The sequence below is a fragment of the Brevundimonas sp. NPDC092305 genome, assembly GCF_044755415.1.
GTDB lineage: Bacteria > Pseudomonadota > Alphaproteobacteria > Caulobacterales > Caulobacteraceae > Brevundimonas.
On record NZ_JBIVQY010000001.1, the window covers coordinates 437,452 to 461,701 of the forward strand.

Below are 24,250 nucleotides of genomic sequence, written 5' to 3' on the forward strand. Positions count from 1 at the left end.
GGGCGACGGGAGGAAAGACGATGTTGAGGCTGGTGATCGCCGGGGCGGCGGTCGGGTTGGGGGCGGTGCTGCTGAGCAGCTGCGCGACGATGAGCGAAGACCAGTGCATGGCCGGCGACTGGGGCGGTCAAGGTCTGAAGGACGGCGCTGAAGGCTTGCTGATGAGCCGGCTGGAGGATCACGCCAAGGCCTGCGCCAAGGTGGGCGTGGTCCCGGATGAGCGGGCCTATTTCTCGGCGCGTGAAGACGGGCTTCGGCGGTATTGCACGGTCGAGGGCGGGTTCGAGTTCGGTCGGCGAGGCTCGGAATATCGCGGCGTCTGTCCGGCCGAGCTGGAAGGGTCGTTCTTGCCGGCCTACCGGGATGGCCAGATCGTCTACACCGCCGAGTCCGCGCTCTCGACGGCGGAAAGCAATGTGAGCTCGGCCGAGGGCAGACTGTCCGATCGGCAGGACAAGCTGGCGGACAAGGAACGTGAGCTCGGGCAGGACGGCTTGACCGATGCGCAGCGTGAGCAAATCCGCAACCGCATCCGGGAAGTTCGGGAGGAGATACGCGATGCGCGCCGCGATCTGAGATCGGCGGAGAACGATCTGGAATACGCCCGGAGCCAGGCGGAAGATGTCCGCTACCGTTTCCGCGACATCTACGGCTACTGGTGACAGGGGCCTGACAAGAAAAAAGCGGCCGATGTTTCCATCGGCCGCTTTCGTCTGTGGGCTTTGACTGTCGTCTAGAAGCGAGCCGTCAGGCCGACCGAGTAACGGCGGCCGAGGGTGTCGTAGGTCGACGGATCGGTGTTGGCCTGAACGCCCGGCGCGTAGATCGCCGGTTCTTCGTCGGTCAGGTTGTTGACCGTGGCGCGCAGCGACACCGTGTCGTTGATGGCCCAGCTGGCGTTGAGATCGAAGTAGTCCTTGGACGGGATCTCGTTCGTGGTGCTGAACTGGGTCATCTCGCCGATGCGGCGCCAGCGAACGCCGAAGCCGAAGCCGTCGTTGCTCCAGCCGATCGAAGTCAGCGCCTTCCATTCCGGGAAGGTGTTGCCGAAGACGCTGTCGATGGTGCCGGTGCGGTCGGTGTAGAGACCGTTCGGCACGTCCTGACGTTCGCGGTTTTCGAGCCAGCCGACGACAACGTTGATGTCGAGCTGTCCCCAATCCGGCAGGCCGATGTCGCCCATGACCAGACGCCAGTCGAGCTGTGCGTCGATGCCCGAGGTCTTCAGCTGGGCCAGGTTGGCGTTCAGCTCGCGAGCCTCGAACACGTTGCCCGACAGAGGATCGCGCGTGAACAGCTGGCAGTAGCCGTTGTTCGGATCGTAGGTCGGGTTCTGGCCTTGCGCGTTGAAGCAGCCTTGCAGCTGGGTCGCGGCGCCGATGGCGGCGATCACGTTGTCGATGGTGATGTCATAATAGTCGACCGAGGCCGACATGCCCGACAGCCAAGGATTGCTCCACGGAGAGGTGATGACGGCGCCGACCGTGAAGGAGTCGGAAGTTTCTTCCTCGAGATTCGGGTTACCGCCGGTGACGCCGCCCACCTGGTTGTTACCGTAGGTGTAGGTGTCGATGACCGAAGCCGGCACGCCTTGCGCGAGGCACAGCGCGCGAACCGCAGCGGCGTTGGCGCCATTCCGGTAGCTGCTGCGCGTATCGCAGGGATCGCCGGCGTTGGCGGTGGTCACGGCGCCGATGGCCGGGAAGCTGGTGTTCAGCGGCGCATAGAGTTCGCCGATCGACGGAGCGCGGACCGAGTGCTGGATGCCGCCGCGGATGCGGAGCATGTCGAACACCTGCCATTCCAGATCAGCGCGGTAGGCGTCGAGGAAGCCGACCGTGTTGTAGTCCGAGATCCGGTAACCCAACGTCAGATCAAGTTGTTGGATGAACGGAACGTCGCTGATCAGCGGCACCAGGGTTTCGACGAAGTACTCGACCGAGTTGGTCACGCCCGACAGCGGTTGGCTGGGGTTGAAGCCGGCGATTTCCGAACCGCCGACGTTGCCGCCGTCCGGCAGACCGTTCGCACCGAGGTGCGGGGTCGTCGGATTGACGCGGGCCAGCGAGGCGTCCGGACGGAAGTCGTAGTCGTCCTGACGGTACTGGATACCAGCGGCGAAGCGCATTTCACCGGCGGGCAGGGTCAGCAGGCCGCCCTGCAGCGAGGCTTCGACGACACTCTGCTCGTAGGTCGTAACGTTCTGCGAGGTGCGGCCAATGAAGGCCACGCAAGCGGCGGACAGGGCGTTGTCGCCTTCGAAGTCGAAGCCGCCGGCGCACAGGGTGCGACCGCCGTCAGGCGCGTCGAGCAGTTGTTGGACCGCCGAACGGGAGACGTTGCCCGTCTGGACGGTGACCCGCTCCATCCGGCCCTGCTGGGCGTAGATGTCGTAGGTCCAGTCGCGCAGGCCGACGAGATCGCCACGAACGCCGACGGTGCCTTGATAGACGGTGTAGTTTTCCGTCGCGCGACGGCCGCCCAGCGAGGTGAAGCGCTTGTCGAGGCGGAACGAGCCGGCCGGGTTCGGACGGGCGTTCAGCAGGCTGCGCAGACCCGCGGTGATGAATGGGTTAGTCGACGGAACGCGGAAGCCGGTCGCGGCCGAGGCGGGCGTGGCCGCCAGTTCGTTGGCCGACTCATACTGGGTGAAGAGCAGGTTGCCGTAGACTTCAGCGGCGTCACTCAGTCGATAGCTGGCGCCAGCGTAGGCGTTCCAGCGATCGAGCGGCAGCTGCATATAGTTCAGTGGGCCGGTGTTGTAGGCGAAGCTGCCCTGACCGGCGACGTTGAAGCCGTCGTACTCGATGCCGCCCGGGCTCTTGAAGTTGCGGTTCAGCGTGTAGCTGAAGACCGAACCGTCCTGGTTGAAGCCGAAGGAACCGCCCGGCGCGACGCAAGGCGCGTTGGCATTGCTCGGGATCGGGCAGACCGTCGGCGTGCCGAAGGTCGTGTTCAGGAAGGCTTGCGACGGCTGGTTGCCGGCATCGAACACCGCGTTGCCGAGCGGCGATGCGGCCGAGGCGCCCGAGATCGACGAGAACTCGCGGTCGCGGTTGTAGATCAGGCCGCGAGTCGAGCGGCCTACCGACAGGACCATGTTGCCCCGGTCGTCGGCGAGGTTGCCGCCGAGCGTGATGGAGTAGGCCTCGGTCGCGCCGTCGTCACGATCGGTGACGCCGTACTGGGCGTCAAACTGGACGCCTTCGAAGCGCTCGTTGAGGATGAAGTTGGCCACGCCGGCGAGGGCGTCCGAACCGTAGGCGGCTGAAGCGCCGCCCGAAATGACTTCGACGTTCTGGATCAGCGGCGTCGGGATGATGTTGACGTCGACCGTACCGTCCGAGTTCGACGGAACGACGCGGCGGCCGTTCATCAGAACCAGCGTACGCTGGGTGCCCAGACCACGAAGGTTGATGTTGGCCTGACCGCCGTTCGACGGGTTGTTCGAGGTCGAGTTGATCGACGGCACGAACTGCGGAAGGTCGTTGATCAGGGTGTCGATGGTCACCGAGCCGGTGTCCTGGAAGTCTTCCTGACCGACCGTCACGATCGGGCTGGTCGACACATAGTCCTGACGGGCGATGCGCGAACCGGTGACGACGATGTCGTCAACCTGGGTTGCGGGATCCTGCGTCGGCTCACCCTGCGGCGGGGTGCTTTGCGCCTGGGCTGCCGACGTCATGGCCAAGGAGGCGGCGACGACCGTCAGGCCGCCGATCATGGTCGAGCCGAGCAGGCGGTTGCGAAACTGGGTTCGGGTCAAAGTGGAGTTCTCCTGAGAACGGCACACAGGCAGGGCCTGTCCCCCCCACCGAAGTCAGTGGAGATGCGGCGGAGAGTCAGGGATCATCGTTCGCCGGTCAATGATAATGGCAGTTCTGCGACATTTTGGTTCCGTACTGTTACGCTTTCATCACTCATGAATTATAACACTGGCCCAACCCAAGAAGAGGCGAGCCTTTATGTCGCGGCATTTGATACCGGTTGCATTAGCAACCAGCGTTGTTCTGTATTCGCCTTTCGCCCATGCTCAGTCCCAGCAGCGGGCGCCCGCTTTGACCGGTGTGATCGAGTGCAAAACGATCCCGGAGGCGGTTGCGCGACTGGCATGTTACGACCGCGCCGTGGAAGCGCTGGACGCGGCCGAACGCACGGGTGAAGTGACGGTGGTCGACCGGGATCAGGTGCGAGAAGCCCGCAACAGGCTGTTCGGGTTCAACGTCGGTTCACTGAGCCTGTTCGACCGTCCGGGCGAAGCGAAGGTCGAGGCGCTGGAAACGACCTTGGCGTCCGCGCGACAGCAGGGGCGGGGAGCATGGGTCTTCACGCTGGCGGACGGGTCGGTCTGGCGGCAGATCGACAGCGAACAGATTTCCGGCACACCGAGGGCTGGCCAATCTGTGCGCATTCGCGAGGCTGCGATGGGCAGCTATATGCTGAGTGTCAACGGCGCGCGCTCGGTACGCGCGCGCCGGGAGCAATAGGGCGGTCTCAGGCCGCCTTCTTTTCCAGCTTTGATTCCCACTGGCCCAGAGAGGCGAGGCCGTTCATGCGGGCGCGGTGGTGGAAGGCGGCCTGGGCCTTGGCGACATTCTCGGCCTTGCCCGACCAGGCGCGTTGCGGCGCGGCCTGAAGGGCGCGGCCGTACGAGAAGGTCATCTTCCACGGGAAGCCGCCAATGCGGTTCATGGCGTCGAGATGGGCGGTGGCCTGTTCATCCGTCTGGCCGCCCGAGAGGTAGGCGATGCCAGGAACGGCTGAAGGGACGGTCGCCTTCAGCGCGGCGATGGTGCGTTCGGCGACTTCTTCGATGCTAGCCTGACGAACGCTGCCCTTGCCCGATATGACCATGTTGGGCTTCAGCACGATCCCTTCCAGCGCGACGCGCTGTTCCGACAGTTCGTTGAAAACGGCCTGCAGCACCTGACGGGTGACTTCGTCACAGCGGGCGATGTCGTGGGCGCCGTCCATCAGCACCTCGGGCTCGACGATCGGAACGATCTGCTCCTGCTGGCAGATGCGGGCGTAGCGGGCCAAGGCGTGAGCATTGGTCTTGATGGCGCCCCAGCTCGGGATGCCGTCGGCGATGTCGATGACGCCGCGCCATTTGGCGAAGCGCGCGCCGCGCTCGTAGTGGGCGCGCAGACGCTTGGATAGCCCGTCGAGGCCCTTGGTCGCCGTCTCGCCGGGGAAGCCGGCCATCTTGGACGCGCCCTTGTCGACCTTGATGCCCGGGATCGAGCCCGCGGCGGTGATCAGATCGACCAGCGGCGTGCCGTCGGCGGCGTCCTGATACAGGGTCTCCTCGAACAGGATGACGCCGGAGATGTGCTCGCGCATCGTCTGTTCGGCGCGGAACATCAGCTCGCGATAGTCGCGGCGGTTCTCCTCGGTGTTCTCCACACCGATGGCGTCGAAGCGCTTCTTGATGGTGCCGGTGGACTCGTCGGCCGCGAGGATGCCCTTGCCGGGCGTGACCATCTGCTGGGCCACCGCGTTGAGCGCCGCCAGATCCATTGAAGCCTCCTGATGCCGACTGTTTGTTGCGCGGTGCTTTAGTCCGGAGTCGCCGGAAAGTCACGCAATGTTACAGACGCGCGACGCTAGCCCCGCCAGCGTTGCCGCGCGGCCACGTCAGACGTTCAGCGCCTCGACGCCGGGCAGAGGCTTGCCCTCCATCCATTCGAGGAAGGCGCCGCCTGCGGTGGACACAAAGGTCATGTCGTCGGCCTTCCTTGCATGGTTCAGGGCGGAGACCGTGTCGCCGCCGCCCGCGACGGCGACCAGCTTGCCGGCCTTGGCGAGCTCAGCGGCATGCTTCGCGGCCGCGACGGTAGCGGCGTCGAAGGGCGGCACTTCGAAAACGCCCAGCGGTCCGTTCCAGATCAGCGTTTTCGAGGCGTCCATGGCGGCGGTGAGGCGGGCGATCGTTTCAGGACCGGCATCCAGAATCTTGTCGTCGGCCGACAGGGCGTCGCCAGCCTTGACGGTACGGGAAGCGGCGCCCGGCTTGACCTCGGTTGAGACTACGAGGTCGACGGGCAGCAGCAGTTCGCAGCCCTTGACCTTCGCCTCGGCCATGATCTCGCGAGCGGTGTCGGCCATGTCCTTTTCGGCCAGCGAGCCGCCGATATCGATCCCCTGAGCGAACAGGAAGGTGTTTGCCATGCCGCCGCCGATGGCGAGACGGTCCAGCTTGCCGACGAGGTTCTTCAGCAGGTCCAGCTTGGTCGAGACCTTGGCGCCGCCGACGATGCCGATGACGGGCTTCTGCGGATTGCCGAGGGCGGCGTCCAGAGCGTCCAGCTCGCGGCGCATGGACTCGCCGGCGTAGGCAGGCAGCAGGCGGGCGAGGCCCTCGGTCGAGGCGTGGGCGCGGTGGGCGGCGGAGAAGGCGTCGTTGACGTAGATGTCGCCGAACTCAGCCAGTTGGCGGGCAAAGGCGGGGTCGTTCTTCTCTTCGCCTGGGTGGAAGCGGACGTTCTCCAGCAGGGCCACGCCGCCGGCGTCGAGGTCGGAAATCACGGCCTTGGCGGCGTCGCCGATGCAGTCTTCAGCGAAACGTACGGGCGCGCCGAGCAGATCGGACAGTGGCCGCACCAGCGGCTGCAGACTCATGGACGGAACGCGCTGACCCTTGGGCCGGTCGAAGTGGGCCATGAGAGCGACCTTGGCCCCGGCGTCGCGTAGCTTCTGGATCGTCGGCAAGGCCACGCGCAGGCGGGTGTCGTCCGTGATCCGGCCGTCCTCCATCGGGACATTGAAGTCCACGCGGACGAGGGCGGTCTTGCCCGCGAGGGGGCCTGCGTCATCGAGGGTTCGGAAGGTCATCCAAGCATCCAGTTCAAGGTCTACCCCACGACCACAGGCCGTATATCAGAACGAGGCTAACGACGGCGCCTGCCGCCAAGGTCAGCAACAGCAGAATGCTGATCACACGGTTACACAGCGCTGAACCGCGGAAGCATCGATAGAGCCCGAACAACCAGACTGCAGGGGCGACGAAACAGATCCATGCGCCTCTCCAATCGACGTGAGCTCTTCCCTCCGTCGTCAAAACGCCCGCTACGGTGCTCGGCAGGAACAACAACGCGTAGAGAGTGATGGGCGCTGATAGTACCAGAAGGGTCGCCAGCGCCCATCGCATCCTAGAGGAACTTCGCCATCACCAGCGCCGTGTCCGCCATCCGCGTCGCGAAGCCCCATTCGTTGTCGTACCAGCTCAGCACGCGGGCCAGCTTGCCGTCGACGACCTGGGTCTGGGGCAGGGCGGCCGTGGAGGAGGCGGCGATGTGGTTGATGTCGTGCGAGACCAGCGGGTCGGTGGTCACGGCCAGCACGTCCTTCATGGGTCCGTCAGCGGCGGCCTGAAGCGCGGCGTTGATTTCCTCGACGGTCACCTCGCGACCGGCGACGACCTTCAGGTCAACGACCGAAACGTTCGGGGTCGGGACGCGGATCGAGGAGCCGTCCAGCTTGCCCTTCAGTTCCGGCAGAACCAGACCCAGCGCCTTGGCCGCGCCGGTCGAGGTCGGGATCATGGACAGGCCGGCGGCGCGGGCGCGGTACAGGTCCTTGTGCATCGTATCCAGCGTCGGCTGGTCGCCGGTGTAGCTGTGGATCGTGGTCATGTAACCGCGCTCGATGCCGAACAGGTCGTGCAGGACCTTGGCGACCGGGGCGAGAGCGTTGGTGGTGCAAGAGCCATTGGACACGACGATGTCGTCGGTGGTCAGGGTCTCGTGGTTGACCTTGTAGACGATGGTCTTGTCTGCGCCGTCGGCAGGAGCCGACACCAGCACGCGCTTGGCGCCGGCGGTCAGGTGGGCCGAGGCCTTGTCCTTCGCGGTGAAGATGCCGGTGCATTCGAACGCGATATCGACGCCAAGATCGGCGTGCGGCAGCTTCGAGGGATCCCGCTCGGCCGTGACGCGGATCTTGCCCGTGCCCACGTCGATCCAGTCCTCGCCCGAGGTCACCGTGCCGGGGAAGCGGCCGTGAACGCTGTCATAGCGAAACAGGTGGGCGTTGGTTTCCACTGGACCCAGATCGTTGATCGCCACGACCTCGATGTCCTTGCGGCCATGTTCGACGATCGAGCGAAGGACAAGACGGCCGATGCGGCCGAAGCCGTTGATGGCGACGCGGACGGTCATGGGTAGAGCTCCTGGGAGGCGCGTTGGGATTGGCGCTTCAATGGAACTCCGCGCCGCCGGATTCAACCCCGCGCCTGTAACATGGCGTGATGAACTGTAACGCTTCGACGTGAAGCGCAGCTTTCTACTGCAGGAAGCTGCGCTTCACCTCGGCCATCAGGGGATTGGTCTGGTTCGCGAGCCAGCCGTAGTTGATGGTCCAGATAATGGTCCCGCCCACCGCCGTCGCCGGATTGCGGACCCATGCCCCCTTGGCGCGGATGGAATCTTCATTCTCGTAAGAGAGCATGCCGACGGCATCGGGCCATTCCGCGGGGTTATATCCTCCGGGGTAGTCATCGAGGGGATAACTACGATATCCGACCTGGAAGTCAGGGTCGAAGGTATAGTCTCCCTGAGTCAGGAAGCCGAGCTTGTGCAGTTCGTTATAGGCCAGAGGCCCATCGTTCAGGATGAGTTGGGTAGTAGCGCTCAGGTTCTGGCGGGGCCTCTGGATGTCCGGCGTATAGTAGATGCCGAACAGGCCGATGCCGATGCCGATCTTGCTGCGGGGCACGCCGGTCGCGACGTAGGCTTTCACGCTGGTGTCCAGATCATACGGAGTCGTTGGGCTCGCGCCGTAAATCGGGCCGCTCAGCCACGACTGCCAGCCGGGAGCATTGTACGCGGTGCCGATGCCGTAGCTCATCAGATTGAACTGATCGACCATATTGGCGACGTCGGCTTCCCACTGCTCAACCCGGCCCCCGGGCTCGAGGAAGTTGATGTTCTTGGGGTACCACGGGAAGGTGATGATCACCTGACGTCCTGCGCCCTGATATCGCGGCCGGGAGTTGGCTTCCGCCCGAAGATCAGTGATCAGCGCCATCAATCGGCGGCGGGCTTCGGCTTCCGGAATGTTCCGGTCGTTCGGGGAGCTCAGATAGTCTTCCCAGTCGACGTCGATGCCGTCGTAGTCCTGCGCCACCATGTAGTCGACGAGTCGACGGACGAAGGTGGCCCGGATGCCGTTGGCGGTTGATGCATAGAAGCCTGCCCCGTCACCCACGCCGCCAAGCATGAGGAGCGCCTTGGCCCCGGCGGCATGCGCGCGAGACACAGCGTACTGCTCAACGGTCTGGGAGCCATATGGAGAACCGGCATGTTGTTGGGCCGACACCGCGCCCAACTGAACCGTGCCGGGCGCGCCTTGCAAGGTGCCGCCACCCGGCGCCACGCGGGCGAAGACGAAGTGAGTCATCGTGGTCATGTCGACCAGATGCGGCTCATAGGTGTGCCAGTCGTAGCCGGCGTAGTAGCCGGTTACCCAAGGTCTGGTCGTGGTCTGGGGCGCGGCGGTGACCGTGATGGCCGCGGTTGCGCTGCGGCTTGTCTCGGCGGCGCTGGCCGCTCTGATCTGATAGGTCCCCGCGACCGTCGGTGCGGTGTAAAGGCCGGTCGCGCTGATCGCGCCATTGGCCGCGCCGCCCTCGACGCTCCAGTTGCATTGGGTATTCGCTGATCCGGTGACCGTGCAGGTGAACTGTTGCGTCGCTGAGGCAGCGATAGTCGCCGTCGTCGGCGTGACGTTGATCTGGACCTGTTGCGCCGGAGGTTCCGGTGGAGATTGCTCCCCGCCAGAACCTCCACCGCCGCCACACCCCGCCAAGGTGAGGGCCACACCAAGAACAACGGCAAACCGAAACATACTGTACACGTCCCTGAAAGGTCGTTGGGCGGAGGGGGCGTGTACCGACAATGCGCTCCAGGGCGGACGCGTTCGACCACCCTGGTCGCAGCCAGGTCGGCGCTCGTCGCAGGCCTCCGGCCAAGCTTCAGGCGTTGTTTGTCGCCGTCGAATCCAGCCTGAGTAGGGCTTCCAGTCCGCCGCCGGACCGGTTGCGCACAATCACATCGCCGCCATGCGCCCGGGCGGCCTGACGCGCCACGGTAAGGCCGAGACCGGCGCCGCCCGTCTCGCGGTTGCGCGACGCCTCGCCGCGGTGGAAGGGGTCGAACACAGCCTCGAGCTCCGCGTCCGGGAGGCCGGGCCCGTCGTCCTCGATGCGTATGACGGGCGCCTGCTCGACCCGTTCGGCCGTGACACGCGCAGCGCCGGCGAACTTCACGGCGTTGCCGATCAGATTGGTCAACGCTCGTCGCAGAGCCGCCGGATCGCCGTCGACGGGCAGGTAGGCGTCGCGGATGAAGGTCACATCCGTGCCCGTCTCCGAAAAGCCCTGAACGCAATCGGCGGCCAGATCCGCCAGATCGAACCGCTCGCGCCGTTCGGATGGCGTTTCACCGCGCACATAGGCCATGGCCTGACCGATCAGGGCGTCCATTTCCTCGATATCGGCGGCCATACGGTCGCGGACAGGGTCCGGCGCCTGTTCTGCGCGGAAGCGCAGGCGGGTCAGGGGTGTACGGAGGTCGTGAGCGATCGCCGCGACGGTCTGGGTCCGTTTGCGGACGTGGTCCCGAAGAGACCCCTGCATGTCGTTGAAGGCCGTGATCGCGGTGCGGACCTCGCTTGGACCGGTCGCCGGCAGGGGAGCCGCCTCGGGGTCCGCTCCCAGCCGCGCGGCTGCATCGGCGAACACCCGGATGGGACGCGTCAGACGACGCCCCATCCACCAGACCAGCGGCGCCAGCAGCAGCATCGAAATGCCGAACCCGAGCAAGAGCCGCTTTTGCCAGGGGGCCAGCCAGCCGCGAGGTGGCTCCACAACCGCCCATCGCCCGTCATCGAGTTTCAGCGCGGCGGAGAAAGGCGGAAAGGTCAGATTGTTGGAGAGGATTGTGACACGCTCGATCCGACGAGGCGCATCAGGACCTTGTGCCCGGTTCAACGCGCCCTGCAACACGATGGGCAAGTTCTGTGAAGCCGCGGACGGGCGCTCGGCGGATTGAATCGTGTGAGTCTGTGGACGACCCGGGCGGACCGGTGATGATCTGAGGACCATCATGTTCGATGCATTGCCAGTGAGTGTTATGCGGCTCTCTGGAGGAGACGACCTCACTTGAACCCGGTCCTTCGAGACCTGAAGTTGCTCCACCAGCCCATCCCTGATCATGTTGGACAGCACGCCGACTTCGCGCTCTGGCGGGTTAGATTGGCCCTTGTCGAACATGGGGAGCGCGCTTGTAAGGCGGCGCTTCAAGGGCCGGCCATCGCTGGTTTCGGCGGGCTCGCCCCTCAGAGCTGCGGCAGCCTGTTCGACAGTGAAGCCGGTCGGTTTCGGCTCGGGCGACAGCACAACAACGCCAAACGCCACAGCCTGGCTCATGACGACGGCGAACACCGCCAACGTCGCCACCTGAACCCAGATTGGAAGGGCAGAGGGACGTTTCACGCGCCGACCTTGTCGACGCGCACGTCGAAGATATAGCCCTCGCCACGCCGCGTCTGGATCATCTCGAGACCTGAGCCATCATCCAGCTTCTTCCGCAGGCGGCTGATCTGGACGTCGACGGCGCGGTCGAAGACTTCGCTGTCCGCGCTGCGGGCGCGATCCAGCAACTGTTCGCGGGTCAGGACACGCCGCGCCGACTCCGCGAACGCCTTCAGCAGCGCGAACTCGCCCGCCGACAGGCCGACATTCCGGCCGTCCGGACGCGACAGCTCCCTGCGCAAAAGGTCCAGCCGCCAGCCGGCGAAGGTCAGGGCGGGGCCGGATTTTGCCGCACCCTCCCGCGGTCGACGCAGGACCGCGCGAACCCGGGCCAGCAACTCCCTCGGATTGCAGGGCTTTGCCAGATAGTCGTCTGCGCCCAGTTCCAGCCCGATGATGCGGTCCGTTTCTTCGCCCATGGCGCTGAGCATCACGACCGGCGGCCCGCCCGTGCCCGACAGCCGGCGGATGACGGACAGCCCGTCCTCGCCCGGCATCATCAGGTCCAGCACAATCAGGTCGGGCGTCCGCGCCGCCATGGCGCGATCCATTTCCGCGGCCGAGGCCGCTCCCACAGCATCGTAGCCGTGCTGTGAGAGATAGTCGGTCAGGACCTCCCGGATGCCCGGATCGTCATCGACCACGAGGATGCGGGCGGCGTCGTCATTGCTCATCGACCCATCCTGAACGACAAATTCGCCGCCATCATTTCAGCGGTGAAACAAAATCTCGCCCGGCTGGAAGGCGGACACAAGTCGACGAAGCTCGACGGTCGGACGCGAGCCATACAGTCGGATCCTGAAGGGCGCGGCCCGGAGATCGAACATTGCCAGCCACTGATCCGCTGTCCTACGTTCGGCGAATGCGGACAGGTCAGTGGCGGTCAGGTCTTTTGGCGACGCTTGTCGCGTGCCTTGCGCTCGCTGCGCCGCCTTCAGCTGCGGTTTCGGGCGACAGGGGTGCGCCCGCCAGAGCTGAGGTTTCGAACGATCGTGGTGAAACCAACCGCCGGGTGTTCGACGCCGTCTGGAACGAGGTCCGCAACCAGTACTACGACGCCCGCTTGCATGGGGTAGACTGGGAAGAGGCGCGTCGATCCTATCGCCCCGAGGCGCTCGCGGCGACGGACGACCGGGCCCTGTACCGGGTTCTCGGCCGGATGCTGGACCTGCTCGACGACGATCACGCCTCCGTCGCCGCGCCCGCCATGGCGCGACGCAGCGACACCCTGCGTCAGAGACGCGCGGCGATCGGGGTCGTGCTGCGACGCGACGAAGGCCGCGACAGCTATACGGTTGAAGCCGTAAGGCCCAACTCACCCGCGGAGGAGGCGGGTGTGACGGAGGGCTGGCGACTGGATGTCAGCGCCGAAGGCAGCTGGGTTCCTGAAATGGATGTGGTCGAGGGAGAAGCCGTCACCCTCGCCTTTGTCGACGCCGACGGCGCCGCGCGCCCCACCACGCTTTCGCCCCGCATGATGGAACCCCAGCCCGCATTTACGGCCGACCGGTCGCGTCCGGGCGTCATGGTGCTGAAGGTCGAGGGCTTCGAGCCGGGGCTGGGGCGCTGGATGGGCCAGCAACTGACCGGACTTGACCCCGCGACCGACATCGTAGTGGATCTGCGCGGCAACCCCGGCGGCCGTCTTTCGGAAGCGGACGCCGTGCTGAGCTGCTTCCTGCCATCGAACCGCGCCTGGGCCACCCGCACCGCAAGGTCGGGGCGGCATTTCGTCCTGCGAACGGGCGGCGGTTGCGGAAGCCTCAACGGTCCGGTCGCCAACCCGGTCGCCGTCCTCGTCGACAGGGAGAGCCGCAGCGCGGCGGAGCTGACCCCCGCCGCGCTTCAGGAAGCCGGACGCGCGGTCGTCGTGGGTCAGCCGACCGCGGGCGCTGTTCTTATCTCACAGGAGACGCGGCTGCCGGACGGCGGCCGCCTGACCCTCAGCCGGGCGGACTTCGTCACCTCGGGCGGCGTGCGGCTGGAGAAGCGCGGGGTGACGCCGGATGTGACCGCCATGGCCACTCGTGAAGACCGCGGTCGCGGCGTCGATGCCGCGCTTGACGCCGCCGTCGCCGCCCTGTCCGCTGCCGCCGCGGTTCGCGTCGAGGCGCCATGAGGCTTCTGAAGGGCCTTCTCTCCTTTGCCTTCCTCTGGGCTCTCGCCGCCTGCCAGACTCTTCCATATGCACAGGAAGGCATCCTGCCGCCGCCGGTCGTTGTGGCCGACGCCTCGCCCGAGCGGACCGTCCTGAACGCCCGTGTGTTCGACGCTGCGACCGGGTGGATCGAGAGGCATTACTACGACCCGGCCTTCAACGGACATGACTGGCCCGCCATGCGGGCGGCCGCCCGGGCGGCCGCCGTGTCGCGGCCCACGGAGGAGTCCTTTTATGGAGTTCTTTCGGCGCTGGTCGATGACCTGGACGACCGCCACACCTCGGTAACCTCTCCGACGACGCGGGCGAGGCAAGAGGCGGCCCGGACAGGCCAGTCCGGCGTGAGTTACGGTTTCACCGCAGTCCGTCGGGGCGATGAGTTCCTGGTCACACGGGTCCGGGCAGACGGACCTGCGAGCCCGGCGGGCGTTCAGGTCGGCTGGCGTCTGGTCAGGGTGAACGGCGAAGGCCCCATGCATCCTGTCGTGCCCCGGATCGATCGGTCCGACGCCTTCGTCTTTGAGGACGAGAACGGCGCCGAGCAACATCTGACGATCACGCCTGCGATTCTGGAGCCTCGCGCTCGACAGGAAGCCGTACGTCGCGACGATGGCGTGCTGGTCCTTCGGTTCAATAACTTCGACCGGCTGAGCCTTGGCTGGTTGCAGGATCAGATGGACGCCGCAATCGCCGATCCTCCGAAAGCGATCGTACTGGACCTGCGGGAAAATCAGGGCGGGCTTGCCGCCGTGTTGGGCGATGTGTCCGCACGCTTCTATCGCAAGCGCATGGACTACATGCTCCTCAAAGGTCGCTTCGTGAACCTGATGCTGCACACGGCGCCGGCCGAACGCATCTGGGAGGGGCCAGTGGCGGCGCTGATCGGGCCGGGATCGGGCAGCGCATCCGAGCTCCTCGCAGCTCTGCTGCAGGAAACCGGTCGGGGGCCAGTCGTCGGCCAGACGAGCGCCGGCGCGGTGATCGGATCGCGCCCGATCAACCTGCCCGACGGCGGCGAGATGAACCTGAGCATCCGGACCGTGCTGACCGGTCAGCAACGGCGACTGCTGGAGGGAGTCGGGGTCACGCCCGATCTGGTTGTGGAGCCGGCGCTGGAGGATCAGCGGGCGGGCCGTGATCCGGCGCTGGAGGCTGCGGCGTCCGCACTGCTGGCGCCCTAGCTGGTGACGACCCTGATCCTGCCGGCCGCCTCGCGCGCCCGCTCCCGGGCCTGATCGGTGGTGTCGCCCCGTGCGGTCGCCACGCCCATACGGCGGCGCTCGAAAGCTTCCGGCTTGCCGAACAGGCGCAGGTCCGCGGTCGGAACCGCCAGAGCCTCGGCCACGCCCTCGAAGGCGACCCCCTGAGCTTCCATTCCGCCGTAGATGACTGCGCTGGCGCCGACGTCGCGCTGGCTGACGTCGACCGGCAGGCCGAGGATGGCGCGCGTGTGCAGGGCGAACTCGCTCATGGTCTGGGTGGCCAGCGTCACCAGTCCCGTGTCGTGGGGACGGGGCGAGACTTCCGAGAACCAGACCTCGTCGCCCTTCACGAACAGCTCGACGCCGAACACGCCCAGACCGCCGAGCGCACCCGTGACCTTGCCGGCGATGTCCTGAGCCGCCGCCAACGCCGTGGCGGTCATGGCCTGCGGCTGCCAGCTCTCGACATAGTCTCCCTTGACCTGCCGATGGCCGATCGGGGCGCAGAAATCGGTGCGGATCGAGCCGTCCGCCGCCTTTGACCGGACGGTCAGCAGGGTGATCTCGAACTCGAAGTCGATGCGGCCCTCGACGATGACGGCCGCGGTCTCCACGCGCCCGCCGGACTGGGCGTAGGCCCAGGCGTCGGCTGTCTCGTCCGCATTCTCGACGAAGGACTGGCCCTTGCCGGACGACGACATCACAGGCTTTACGAAGACCGGCAGGCCGATCCGATCCGCGGCTTCGGCAAGGTCTTCCGCCGACGATGCGAAGGCGTACGGGCTGGTCGGCAGACCCAGCTCCTCGGCCGCCAGCCGCCGGATGCCTTCGCGGTTCATGGTCAGCTGTGTCGCGCGCGCCGTCGGGATCACTGTGGCCAGCCCGGCCTCCTCGATCCGCGCCAGCACATCCGTCGCGATAGCCTCGATCTCGGGCACGATGATGTGCGGCGCTTCGGCCATGATGACGCCGTTCAGCACCTGCGGGTCGGTCATCGGGATCACGTGGCTGCGGTGCGCCACCTGCATCGCCGGGGCGTTGGGATAGCGATCGACGGCGATGACCTCGACGCCGAGGCGCTGCAGCTCGATCGCCACCTCCTTGCCCAGTTCGCCGGCGCCCAGAAGCATCACCCGGACGGCGGAGTCGGAAAGCGGCGTGCCAAGTTTCATCGGTCAGACTCCCGCGGGCTCGATCAGGTCCCAGCCGTTGCCGTACAGGTCTTCGAACACCGCGACCACGCCGTACGGCTCATGCCGCGGCGCTTCCCGGAAATGCACCCCTGCGGCGACGAAAGCCGCATGGTCCCTTGCGAAGTCGTCGGTCTGGAGAAACAGCCACACCCGTCCGCCGGACTGGTCGCCGACACGGACCTGTTGGGCGTCGTCCGTCGCGCGGGCGAGCAACAGCGAGGTCTGACCTCCCTTGGGCGTCACACGAACCCAGCGCTTCCCACCGCCCATGTCAGTGTCCTCGCTGAGATCAAAGCCCAGCTTGCCGACATAGAAGGCGATGGCCTCGTCGTAGTCGCGGACCAGCAGGCTGAGCGCGGCGAGGTGAGGCATGGACGCCTAGAGCCGGGCCTTCGCCGCCGCGACGATCGCGTCGGTGGTGATGCCGAACTTCTCGTACAGCACCTCGGCCGGCGCCGAGGCGCCGAAGCCGGTCATGCCCACGAAGGCGCCATCCTCGCCGATGAACCGCTCCCAGCCCTGCTGGATCGCGGCCTCGACGGCGACGCGAACCGTCCCGCGGCCAATGACGCTGTCCTGATAGGCTTTCGGCTGCTGGAAGAAGAGCTCGAAGCAGGGAACCGAGACCACGCGGGTCGGAGTGTTGTTGGCTTCCAGTCGATCGGCGGCGGCGAGCGCCAAGGGGACCTCGGTGCCGGTGGCGAACAGGGTGACCTTCGCCTCGCCGTTGGCGGCGCGCAGCTCATAGGCGCCCTTGCCGGACAGGTTTTCCGATGAAGCGACCGTTCGCACGGCGGCGGTTTTCTGGCGCGACAGGGCCAGGGCCGACGGCTTGTCCTTGTGCTCCAGCGCCAGCTTCCAGCACTCCATCGCTTCGATGGTGTCCGCGGGGCGGAAGACCAGCAGGTTCGGGATGGCCCGCAGGGCCGCCAGATGCTCGACCGGCTGGTGGGTCGGGCCATCCTCGCCCAGACCTATGGAGTCATGGGTCAGGACGTGGATCACCCGCACGCCCATCAGCGCGCCGAGCCGGATCGCCGGACGACTGTAGTCGGCGAAGACCATGAAGGTGCCGCCGTAGGGGATGACGCCGCCGTGCAGCGCCAGACCATTCATGGCCGCGGCCATGCCGAACTCGCGGATGCCATAGTTGACGTACCGGCCCTCGTAGGTCGGCGCGTCGAGGATCGGCGTGTCCTTGACGAAGGTGTTGTTCGAGCCGGTCAGATCGGCCGAGCCGCCGACCAGTTCGGGCACGGCCGCGAACAGCTCGTCCAATGCGGCCCCCGACGACTGGCGGGTGGCCTGCGCCGGCTGGGTCTCGACCAGCTCGGCGATCTTCGCGTCCAGCTTGGCGAAGGCCCCCTCGGGCAGGTCGCCCTTCATGGCGCGCGTGAAGTCGGCGGCCTGTTTCGAGGCGGCCAGACGGGCTTCCCACGCCTTGCGGTCCTTGGCGCCGCGACGGCCGACCTTGCGCCAGGCCTTCTCGATGGCCTCGGGCAGTTCGAACGGATCGTGATCCCAGGCGAGACCCAGTCGGGTCGCGGCGACCTCGGCCGCCCCCAGCGCCGCGCCGTGGGTCTTGTGGCTGCCTTCCATGGTGGCGGCGCCCCTGCCGATCTTGGTCTTGCAGGCCAGCAGGACCGGCTTGTCCTGTTTCGTCGCCCACTGCAGCGCCGACTTGATCGCCTTCATGTCGTGACCGTCGACAGCCTTTACGGCCCAACCGGCGGCCTTGAAGCGCGCCTTCTGGTCGGTGGCGTCCGACAGCGACACCTTGCCGTCGATCGTGATCTCGTTGTCATCCCACAGGACAGTCAGCTTGTTCAGCTTCAGGCGGCCGGCCAGCGCGATCGCCTCCTGCGACACGCCCTCCATCAGACAGCCGTCGCCCGCCACGACCCACGTCCGGTGATCCACGAGGTCGTCGCCGTACTTCGCGGCCAGATGACGCTCGGCCAGCGCGAAGCCCACCGAGGTGGCCAGACCCTGACCCAGCGGGCCGGTGGTGACCTCGACGCCCGGCATGTGGCCGTACTCCGGGTGGCCGGCGGTCTTCGAGCCCCACTGACGGAAGTTCGACAGCTCTTCCTTGGTCGCCGCCTTGTACCCGGTCAGGTGCAGCAGGGCGTAGATCAGCATCGACCCGTGGCCCGCCGACAGGATGAACCGGTCCCGGTCCGCCCAGTCGGGGCGGCTGGCGTCGAACTTCATGAACTTCGAGAACAGCACCGTCGCCACATCGGCCATGCCCATCGGCATGCCGGGGTGGCCGCTCTTCGCCTTTTCGACGCCATCCATAGCCAGTACGCGGATCGCGTCCGCCATCTGCTTCGGTGTGGCCTTTTCGGATACGGCTTTGGCGTCGGTCACGGACGAGACCTTTCGTCGGGAGGCGGAAAAAGGGAGGCGCGCCGCTTTACCCCGACGCGCGGGCGGGTTCTATACGGATTCTGGAGGTAAGTGACCGAATGGACGCTGCATCGGCCGCAAAGGATCGCGTGGACCGCGCCCTGGCGCTTCTTGAACGGCGGCTGCTTGAGCTGAAGAGCAAGGCCGCGGGTCAGGTGCGCACGCCCGATGACGACCTCTTTGCGCCTCAGCCCTCAAGCGAGACCGACCGCGCCCGCATCCACGATCTGGAGTCCGCCGGCCGCGACGCCGCCGAAGCCCTGTCCCGCGCCGCCGACGCCATCCGCGATACGCTGGCCGAGCAGGAGGCGCGCTGATGGCCACGGTCACGGTCGAGATCAACGGCCGCCCCTACGCTGTGGGTTGCGCCGATGGCCAGGAAGAGCGGGTCGGCATGCTCGCCCGCCAGTTCAACGAGCACGTCCAGTCGGTCGCGGGTCAGGTCGGCCATGTCGGCGACCTTCGGCTTTTCCTGATGGCCGCCTTGCTGCTGGCCGACGAGCTGCATGAACTTCGCCAGAACGGCGCGCCCGACACCCCGCCGTCGTTGCCGGCTCCTGACGGCGTGGCCGAGGCGCTGAACGCCGTCGCCGCGCGGCTGGAGAAGATCGTCCAGGGTCTCTGAGCCCGCGCCATTGTTCCGCCCCGGCGGAAGGACTATCTTGCTCGATGGCGGGTCCTGCTGCGGCCCTCGTCGAAGGCAACATTTCCTCGCGACCTTAATTCACTCGAAGGGATCTGTCCCTGTTTGGGCTCGAGGGCCCGGGCACACGGAGCCCACCTGGCTACCCAGGTCGAGAGGATTTAAACGTCCTTCACGGTTCTTGCGGCGCCGCCAACCTCTTCCTTTCTGTCGCTATCGCTCGCGACGCGGTCTCTCGCTGCTTGAGCGAAGAGTGTGCTCGCGCTACCGCTGTGCAGCGTGCTCCACGCGGCTTGAGCGCTTCCCATGACCGACAAGCACGAGCTTCGGGCGACGATGCGGGCCGAGCGCAAGCGGCTGGCCGGGCTGGATCCCGAAGCGGCGTCACGGGCAGCGGAGCAAGCGGACGCCCTGCCGGCCGGCGATACGGTCGCCGTCTATCGCGCCATCGGGTCGGAGCTGGACATGGACGCCCTGTCGTTGGCGCTCGAACGCGCCGGCCGCACCCTCTGCCTTCCCGTGGTAGTCGAGCGGGACGAGGCGATGCTGTTCCGCCGATGGTCGCCGGGTGAACCGCTTGAGCTGGACGACGCCGGCATCCCCGCGCCCCTGCCTCTGGCCGGGACGCTCACGCCCGATCTGATCCTGACCCCGCTGCTGGCCTTCGACGCGACGGGCGCGCGGCTGGGGCAGGGGGGCGGGTATTACGACCGGACCTTCGCCGTTGTGCCGCATGCGATCCGCATCGGCTTCGCCTATGCCGGGCAGGAGGTCGAACGGCTGGAGGTCGAGCCCCACGACATCCGTCTGCATGGCGTTCTGACCGAGAAGGGCTATAGAGCCCTCCCATGAGACTGGCGTTTTTCGGCGATGTGGTTGGCAAGTCCGGCCGGGACGGACTGAGCGATCACCTGCCGGGCCTGAAGCGCGACCTCAAGCTCGACTTCGTGGTCATCAACGCCGAGAACGCGGCCGGCGGCTTCGGCATCACGGAGAACACGGCGCGCGAGCTGTTCATGGCTGGCGCGGACTGCCTGACGCTGGGCAACCACAGCTGGGACCAGCGCGAGGCCCTGACCTACATCGTCCGTGAGCCGCGCCTGATCCGGCCGTTGAACTATCCGCGCCTGATGGACGCGCCCGGGGCCGGGGCCAACCTGTTCGAGACCCACTCCGGCAAGACTGTGCTGGTCATGAACGCGCTCGGCCGCATCCACATGGACGCCGTCGACGACCCGTTCGGCGCCGTCGAGAAGGAGCTTGCGGCCTGCCCACTTGGCATGGCGGCGGACGCCATCATCGTCGACATGCATTGCGAGGCGACCTCGGAGAAGATGGCCATGGGCCACTTCTGCGACGGGCGAGCCAGTCTTGTCGTCGGCACCCACACCCACGTGCCCACGGCCGACTGCCAGATCCTGCCCGGCGGCACGGCCTATCAGACCGACGCCGGCGGCTGCTGCGACTATGACTCGGTGATCGGCAACGAGAAGGAAGAGCCGCTGCGGCGCTTCACGACGCGCCTGTCCGGTGGTCGCTATACCCCGGCCCACGGATCGGCGACCGTCTGCGGCGTCTATGTCGAGACCGACGACCGCACGGGACTGGCTGTGCGGGTCGAGCCGATCCGCGTCGGCGGGCGGCTCAGCCAGGCGATCCCCGTCGTCGACTGATGGTCAGCCGCGCAGGACGGCGAGCGTCATCCTGCCCATCCCAAGCAGAACCTGCGCCATGGCGCTCCCGCCATAGACCAGGACCAGCAGGGCCAAACCAACGACGATCACGGTCTCGATCCGCTCGCTAACATAGCGCGAAGCGCGACGGCCATTGGATCCATGCCGTCTGCGCAGGATGCGTTGATCAGCCATCGGACGTTTCCTCTCAACAGCAGGCCTTCACCGAGGCTTGACAGGAGATATTACACACGTAATCTTAGCAGATTACAAACGTAATCCTCGAGGCTTTCATGCGCGTGTCTTCACTTACTGCGGTCACCGTCGGTGCTCTCGCGGTCCCCTGCGTTGCCCTGGCTGCCGGACGCCTGACCCCGACCACGATCTTCTTCGACGCGGCGCCGGTCATGAAGTTGGTCATGTTCCTGCTGATCATTGCGACTCTGGCGGCGATTGTCGTGGCGGTTCGGAAAGTCCTGTCGGGACCGAGCCTTTCCGGCGGCTCCACCTTTCTTCAGGCGCTCCGCCTCGGCGGCCCCCTGATCGGCCTGCTGGGCGCGGCCTTCAATACACTGATGATCAATATCGGCATCGCGAATGTGGGCGACGTGTCCTACGCCGTGCTCGCGCCCGGGGTGGCCGAGGCCGCCTTCCTGTTCGTGCTCGGCCTGATCGCCGGCGTGGTCGCCGTGATCTGCAACTGGGTCGTCGAGGCGCGCATCGACCGCACGGTTCTCAGGGCCTGATCATGGCCCGGATCGCCGTAACCGAGGCCGAAAGTGCGGTTCTGGCCGCCCTTTGGCGGCTGGGCCCTCTCTCCGCCGCGTCGCTGATCGAAGAGGTGAAGGCCGGGAACCCGTGGGGCGACGCCACGATCAAGACCCTTCTGCATCGCTTGATGCAGAAGGGTGCGGTGAAGTCGGAGAAGGCGGACGGACGACAGCTCTACCATCCGCAGATCGACCGGCAGACCTATGTCGATGGCGAGGTTCAGACCCTGGTCGATCGCCTGTTCGGCGGGGATCGCGCGGCGCTTGCGGCTCATCTGACGGAGCGTTGACGGCGAGGCAGGCCCCGAATTTCCGTCTGACTACCGCTTCATAGATGCGGTTTAACCTCGGCTCCTGCATCCGTGTCGACCAGACGCGGCCTCTATCCGCGACAATGGAGGTTAGACACATGATCAAGATCGCGGCCGTTCTTCTGGCCCTTCTCACGCCGACCCTCGCCTTGGCCCAAACCCCGTCGACTGACGTGATCGAGGTGATGGTGCTGGGCGCCCCCCACCTGAACAATCCCGGCCGGGACGTTCACAACATCCGGATCGATCCGGTCACCACGCCTGAGAAGCAGACCCAGCTCCAGCGGATCGCGGAGGACCTGAGCCGTTTTCGGCCGACCGCCCTGGCGCTGGAAAAGGTCGCGGCCGATCAGACGACCATGGTGGACCGCGACTTCGCAGGCTTCGATCCCGCGACGCTGACGACCGACGCCAACGAGCGGGTGCAGATCGGCTATCGCCTCGCCCGGCTGGCGGATGTGACGCGGGTCTATGCCGTCGATGAGAAGGACGCCGAGGGCAAGCCGTCCTACTTCCCCTATGGCGAAGTCGTAGGCTGGGCCCAGTCGCATGATCGTGGCGATCAACTCGCGGCCATGGGGGACGAGGTCAAGGGCTTCCTCGCCCAGCTCCAGGAGCGGCAGCGCACCGAAACGCTTGGCGCGCTTCTGGCCGAGGTCAACCGGCCGGGCAATCCGCTCTCGACCGGCAACGGCCTCTACTACAACCGGTTCAACCAGTTCGGCGGAGGCGACCAATGGCCGGGCGCCGAGCTGAACGGGCGGTGGTACACCCGCAACGCCATCATCTGGGCCAAGCTGATGAGCGTCGCCCGCCCCGGGGATCGCATCGTTCTGATGTTCGGCGCGGGACACAGCTACTGGCTGCGCCACTTCGCCTCCAGCACGCCGGGCTTCCGTCTGGTCGAGCCGAACGATTATCTGACGGAAGACTGATCCGGCGGCGACTGATCCTGTGTCCGCTGACGCAGTTTCAGCAGGATCGGTCGCCGACTGCGCAGGGTGATCTGGTGAACCGGGCGAGGCTCGAGGGATGAGACCGCCTCGACCTCCGCGCCTTTCAGAATGGTCGCCAGCGCGATCATCGCTTCGTTCATGGCGAAGGCGGCGCCGATGCAGACGCGTGGTCCCGCGCTGAACGGGATGTAGGTCCAGCGATCGATGGCCTTGCGGTTTTCCGGCAGGAAGCGCTCGGGCCGGAACTCGTCGGGCGCTTCCCACAACGCCTCGTGCCGGTGCAGCACCCAGGGCGAAATCAGCACGGTGGCGCCGGCCCCGACCGCCTCGCCGCCGATCTCGTCCGGCCCCAGAGCCTTGCGGGCAAGGGTGGGGGCGGGCGGGAACAGGCGCATCGACTCCTCGATCACCGCCCGCGTCCACGGCAGGCGTTCGGCCCAGTCGGGCGCGCTGACGTCAAAGCCGTCCGCCTCATCCCGAAGCCGCGCCGCCACCTCGGGCGCTCGCGAGATCAGATGCAGCGCCCAGCCCAGCGTCCGCGCCGTGGTCTCGTGCCCCGCGAGGATAAATGTCAGTACGTTCGACGCCACCTCGCGGTCGCTCAGGCCGTCGCCGCCATCCTCGTCGCGCGCCGTCAGCAGGGCGGTCAGCAGATCGTCCTCGACGGTCTCTCCAGCCTCGATCTGGGCCCGTCGTCGGGTCACCAGCGCGGACACCCTGCGCTCGAAGAACCGGCCGGCGCCCGCTCCGGTCAGCCGACCCAGACGCGGCGCCCAGTCCGGCGCGCCCAGCACGTCCAGCGGATCGATCCGCGCGGCCAGCGACAGATAGCTGTTCAGAGCCTGCTCGAAGCCCTTGGCGTCTCCATCCAGTTGGTCCGAGAACAGGGTCGCCGACAGGATGTCGAACGTCAGGCCGGACATCTCCGTGTCCATGTTCAGCACGCGCGGGCCGAAATCCAGCCGCCAGCCCTCCACTCGCGCGACCGCACTGGCCGCCATGCGCCCGGTCATGGTCGCGGTCCGCGCTGGCGTGAACAGCGGCGCCAGTATCCGCCGGACGCGCCGCCACGCGTCGCCCTCTGTCAGCAGCAGGCCCTCGGCCAGCATGGGGCCCAGCACACGGCGCTGCAGGGCGCCCTTTTCATAGTTGGCGGCGTTGGCCGACAGCACGTGCCGGACGCCTTCGGGATGGCTGACCACCACGATCTCGCCCAGCGCCGAAGTGCCGTGCAGCTGTGGCTCCCGGAAGTGCCGGTTCGACCACATGCCGAGCGGATCGCGCCAGCTGATCCAGAGAAATGGAAGCAGGCCCAGCGGCTTGTCGCGCCGGGGCGGGGTCCATGGGCGAAACGCGGGAGAACCGTCGGCCATGGAAGGAACCTAGGTACCGATCACGG

General features: G+C 66.6%; 23 protein-coding genes. 11 read left to right on the top strand and 12 right to left on the bottom strand.

All coding sequences use genetic code 11. From position 1 onward, the window contains the following. Nucleotides 1-20 precede the first annotated feature (20 nt). The gene (locus ACIQC9_RS02170) at nucleotides 21-662 is read left to right on the top strand and encodes a DUF2799 domain-containing protein (protein ID WP_400611972.1); all 642 of its coding nucleotides are present in this window, start codon (nucleotides 21-23) and stop codon (nucleotides 660-662) included. A 71-nt stretch (nucleotides 663-733) separates the two neighbouring features. On the opposite strand, the gene ACIQC9_RS02175 is transcribed toward ACIQC9_RS02170, so the two are convergent. After that, nucleotides 734-3,766, bottom strand: a complete 3,033-nt coding sequence (locus tag ACIQC9_RS02175; RefSeq protein ID WP_400611973.1) for a TonB-dependent receptor domain-containing protein — start codon at nucleotides 3,764-3,766, stop codon at nucleotides 734-736. Nucleotides 3,767-4,058: 292 nt separating this feature from the next. On the opposite strand from ACIQC9_RS02175, the gene ACIQC9_RS02180 reads away from it, so the two are divergent. Next, nucleotides 4,059-4,487 (top strand): hypothetical protein, encoded by a 429-nt coding sequence (locus ACIQC9_RS02180; protein ID WP_400611974.1) that lies wholly within the window; start codon nucleotides 4,059-4,061, stop codon nucleotides 4,485-4,487. Nucleotides 4,488-4,494: 7 nt separating this feature from the next. Here ACIQC9_RS02180 and ACIQC9_RS02185 read toward each other — a convergent pair whose 3' ends face one another. The 6 genes from ACIQC9_RS02185 to ACIQC9_RS02210 all read right to left on the bottom strand — a co-directional run bounded on the left by ACIQC9_RS02185 (nucleotide 4,495) and on the right by ACIQC9_RS02210 (nucleotide 12,207). Further along, nucleotides 4,495-5,520 carry a class I fructose-bisphosphate aldolase gene (locus ACIQC9_RS02185; RefSeq protein WP_400611975.1) on the bottom strand — a complete coding sequence of 342 codons (1,026 nt, stop codon included), beginning with the start codon at nucleotides 5,518-5,520 and terminating at the stop codon, nucleotides 4,495-4,497. 117 nt (nucleotides 5,521-5,637) lie between these two features. Continuing rightward, complete coding sequence (locus tag ACIQC9_RS02190; protein WP_400611976.1) at nucleotides 5,638-6,834, bottom strand: phosphoglycerate kinase; 1,197 nt, start codon at nucleotides 6,832-6,834, stop codon at nucleotides 5,638-5,640. Between the two features lie 317 nt (nucleotides 6,835-7,151). Beyond that, nucleotides 7,152-8,159, bottom strand: a complete 1,008-nt coding sequence (gene gap / locus ACIQC9_RS02195) for a type I glyceraldehyde-3-phosphate dehydrogenase (protein ID WP_400611977.1) — start codon at nucleotides 8,157-8,159, stop codon at nucleotides 7,152-7,154. Between the two features lie 124 nt (nucleotides 8,160-8,283). Beyond that, nucleotides 8,284-9,819, bottom strand: a complete 1,536-nt coding sequence (locus tag ACIQC9_RS02200; RefSeq protein WP_400611978.1) for a glycosyl hydrolase family 18 protein — start codon at nucleotides 9,817-9,819, stop codon at nucleotides 8,284-8,286. A 154-nt stretch (nucleotides 9,820-9,973) separates the two neighbouring features. Continuing rightward, nucleotides 9,974-11,494 carry an ATP-binding protein gene (locus ACIQC9_RS02205; RefSeq protein ID WP_400611979.1) on the bottom strand — a complete coding sequence of 507 codons (1,521 nt, stop codon included), beginning with the start codon at nucleotides 11,492-11,494 and terminating at the stop codon, nucleotides 9,974-9,976. Further along, nucleotides 11,491-12,207, bottom strand: a complete 717-nt coding sequence (locus ACIQC9_RS02210; protein ID WP_400611980.1) for a response regulator — start codon at nucleotides 12,205-12,207, stop codon at nucleotides 11,491-11,493. The genes ACIQC9_RS02205 and ACIQC9_RS02210 overlap by 4 nt, the downstream gene beginning before the upstream one ends. Nucleotides 12,208-12,545: 338 nt before the next feature. On the opposite strand from ACIQC9_RS02210, the gene ACIQC9_RS02215 reads away from it, so the two are divergent. Together ACIQC9_RS02215 and ACIQC9_RS02220 are read left to right on the top strand one after the other, a co-directional pair. Continuing rightward, nucleotides 12,546-13,652 (top strand): S41 family peptidase, encoded by a 1,107-nt coding sequence (locus ACIQC9_RS02215; protein ID WP_400611981.1) that lies wholly within the window; start codon nucleotides 12,546-12,548, stop codon nucleotides 13,650-13,652. Then, nucleotides 13,649-14,872, top strand: a complete 1,224-nt coding sequence (locus ACIQC9_RS02220; protein ID WP_400611982.1) for a S41 family peptidase — start codon at nucleotides 13,649-13,651, stop codon at nucleotides 14,870-14,872. The genes ACIQC9_RS02215 and ACIQC9_RS02220 overlap by 4 nt, the downstream gene beginning before the upstream one ends. On the opposite strand, the gene purT is transcribed toward ACIQC9_RS02220, so the two are convergent. From purT to tkt, 3 genes are read right to left on the bottom strand one after another with little or no spacing between them, the layout of a single operon-like run. Beyond that, a complete protein-coding gene (gene purT / locus ACIQC9_RS02225; RefSeq protein ID WP_400611983.1) occupies nucleotides 14,869-16,065 on the bottom strand; it encodes a formate-dependent phosphoribosylglycinamide formyltransferase in 1,197 nt (398 codons plus the stop codon). The two genes, ACIQC9_RS02220 and purT, sit on opposite strands and share 4 nt — an antisense overlap. 3 nt (nucleotides 16,066-16,068) lie before the next feature. Further along, on the bottom strand, nucleotides 16,069-16,458 hold the full coding sequence (locus ACIQC9_RS02230) for a VOC family protein (protein WP_400611984.1): 390 nt from the start codon (nucleotides 16,456-16,458) through the stop codon (nucleotides 16,069-16,071). 6 nt (nucleotides 16,459-16,464) lie between these two features. After that, entirely contained in the window at nucleotides 16,465-18,459 is a 1,995-nt protein-coding gene (tkt, locus tag ACIQC9_RS02235; protein ID WP_400611985.1) for a transketolase, read from the bottom strand. A 98-nt stretch (nucleotides 18,460-18,557) separates the two neighbouring features. Here tkt and ACIQC9_RS02240 point away from each other — a divergent pair, with 98 nt between their 5' ends. The 4 genes from ACIQC9_RS02240 to ACIQC9_RS02255 all read left to right on the top strand — a co-directional run bounded on the left by ACIQC9_RS02240 (nucleotide 18,558) and on the right by ACIQC9_RS02255 (nucleotide 20,814). Beyond that, on the top strand, nucleotides 18,558-18,815 hold the full coding sequence (locus ACIQC9_RS02240; RefSeq protein ID WP_400611986.1) for a hypothetical protein: 258 nt from the start codon (nucleotides 18,558-18,560) through the stop codon (nucleotides 18,813-18,815). Beyond that, nucleotides 18,815-19,123, top strand: a complete 309-nt coding sequence (locus tag ACIQC9_RS02245) for a cell division protein ZapA (protein WP_400611987.1) — start codon at nucleotides 18,815-18,817, stop codon at nucleotides 19,121-19,123. Before ACIQC9_RS02240 ends, ACIQC9_RS02245 begins: the two co-directional genes overlap by 1 nt. Before the next feature lie 324 nt (nucleotides 19,124-19,447). Beyond that, entirely contained in the window at nucleotides 19,448-19,993 is a 546-nt protein-coding gene (locus ACIQC9_RS02250; RefSeq protein WP_400611988.1) for a 5-formyltetrahydrofolate cyclo-ligase, read from the top strand. Further along, complete coding sequence (locus ACIQC9_RS02255; RefSeq protein WP_400611989.1) at nucleotides 19,990-20,814, top strand: YmdB family metallophosphoesterase; 825 nt, start codon at nucleotides 19,990-19,992, stop codon at nucleotides 20,812-20,814. Before ACIQC9_RS02250 ends, ACIQC9_RS02255 begins: the two co-directional genes overlap by 4 nt. A gap of 3 nt (nucleotides 20,815-20,817) precedes the next feature. Here ACIQC9_RS02255 and ACIQC9_RS02260 read toward each other — a convergent pair whose 3' ends face one another. Then, entirely contained in the window at nucleotides 20,818-21,009 is a 192-nt protein-coding gene (locus tag ACIQC9_RS02260) for a hypothetical protein (protein WP_400611990.1), read from the bottom strand. A 98-nt stretch (nucleotides 21,010-21,107) separates the two neighbouring features. Here ACIQC9_RS02260 and ACIQC9_RS02265 point away from each other — a divergent pair, with 98 nt between their 5' ends. The 3 genes from ACIQC9_RS02265 (at nucleotide 21,108) to ACIQC9_RS02275 (ending at nucleotide 22,830) form a co-directional block, all read left to right on the top strand. After that, entirely contained in the window at nucleotides 21,108-21,560 is a 453-nt protein-coding gene (locus tag ACIQC9_RS02265) for a MotA/TolQ/ExbB proton channel family protein (protein WP_400611991.1), read from the top strand. A gap of 2 nt (nucleotides 21,561-21,562) precedes the next feature. Beyond that, nucleotides 21,563-21,874 carry a BlaI/MecI/CopY family transcriptional regulator gene (locus ACIQC9_RS02270; RefSeq protein ID WP_400611992.1) on the top strand — a complete coding sequence of 104 codons (312 nt, stop codon included), beginning with the start codon at nucleotides 21,563-21,565 and terminating at the stop codon, nucleotides 21,872-21,874. 119 nt (nucleotides 21,875-21,993) lie between these two features. Then, the gene (locus ACIQC9_RS02275; protein ID WP_400611993.1) at nucleotides 21,994-22,830 is read left to right on the top strand and encodes a DUF5694 domain-containing protein; all 837 of its coding nucleotides are present in this window, start codon (nucleotides 21,994-21,996) and stop codon (nucleotides 22,828-22,830) included. On the opposite strand, the gene ACIQC9_RS02280 is transcribed toward ACIQC9_RS02275, so the two are convergent. Beyond that, nucleotides 22,812-24,224 carry a cytochrome P450 gene (locus ACIQC9_RS02280; protein WP_400611994.1) on the bottom strand — a complete coding sequence of 471 codons (1,413 nt, stop codon included), beginning with the start codon at nucleotides 24,222-24,224 and terminating at the stop codon, nucleotides 22,812-22,814. The two genes, ACIQC9_RS02275 and ACIQC9_RS02280, sit on opposite strands and share 19 nt — an antisense overlap. Between the last annotated feature and the right edge of the window lie 26 nt (nucleotides 24,225-24,250).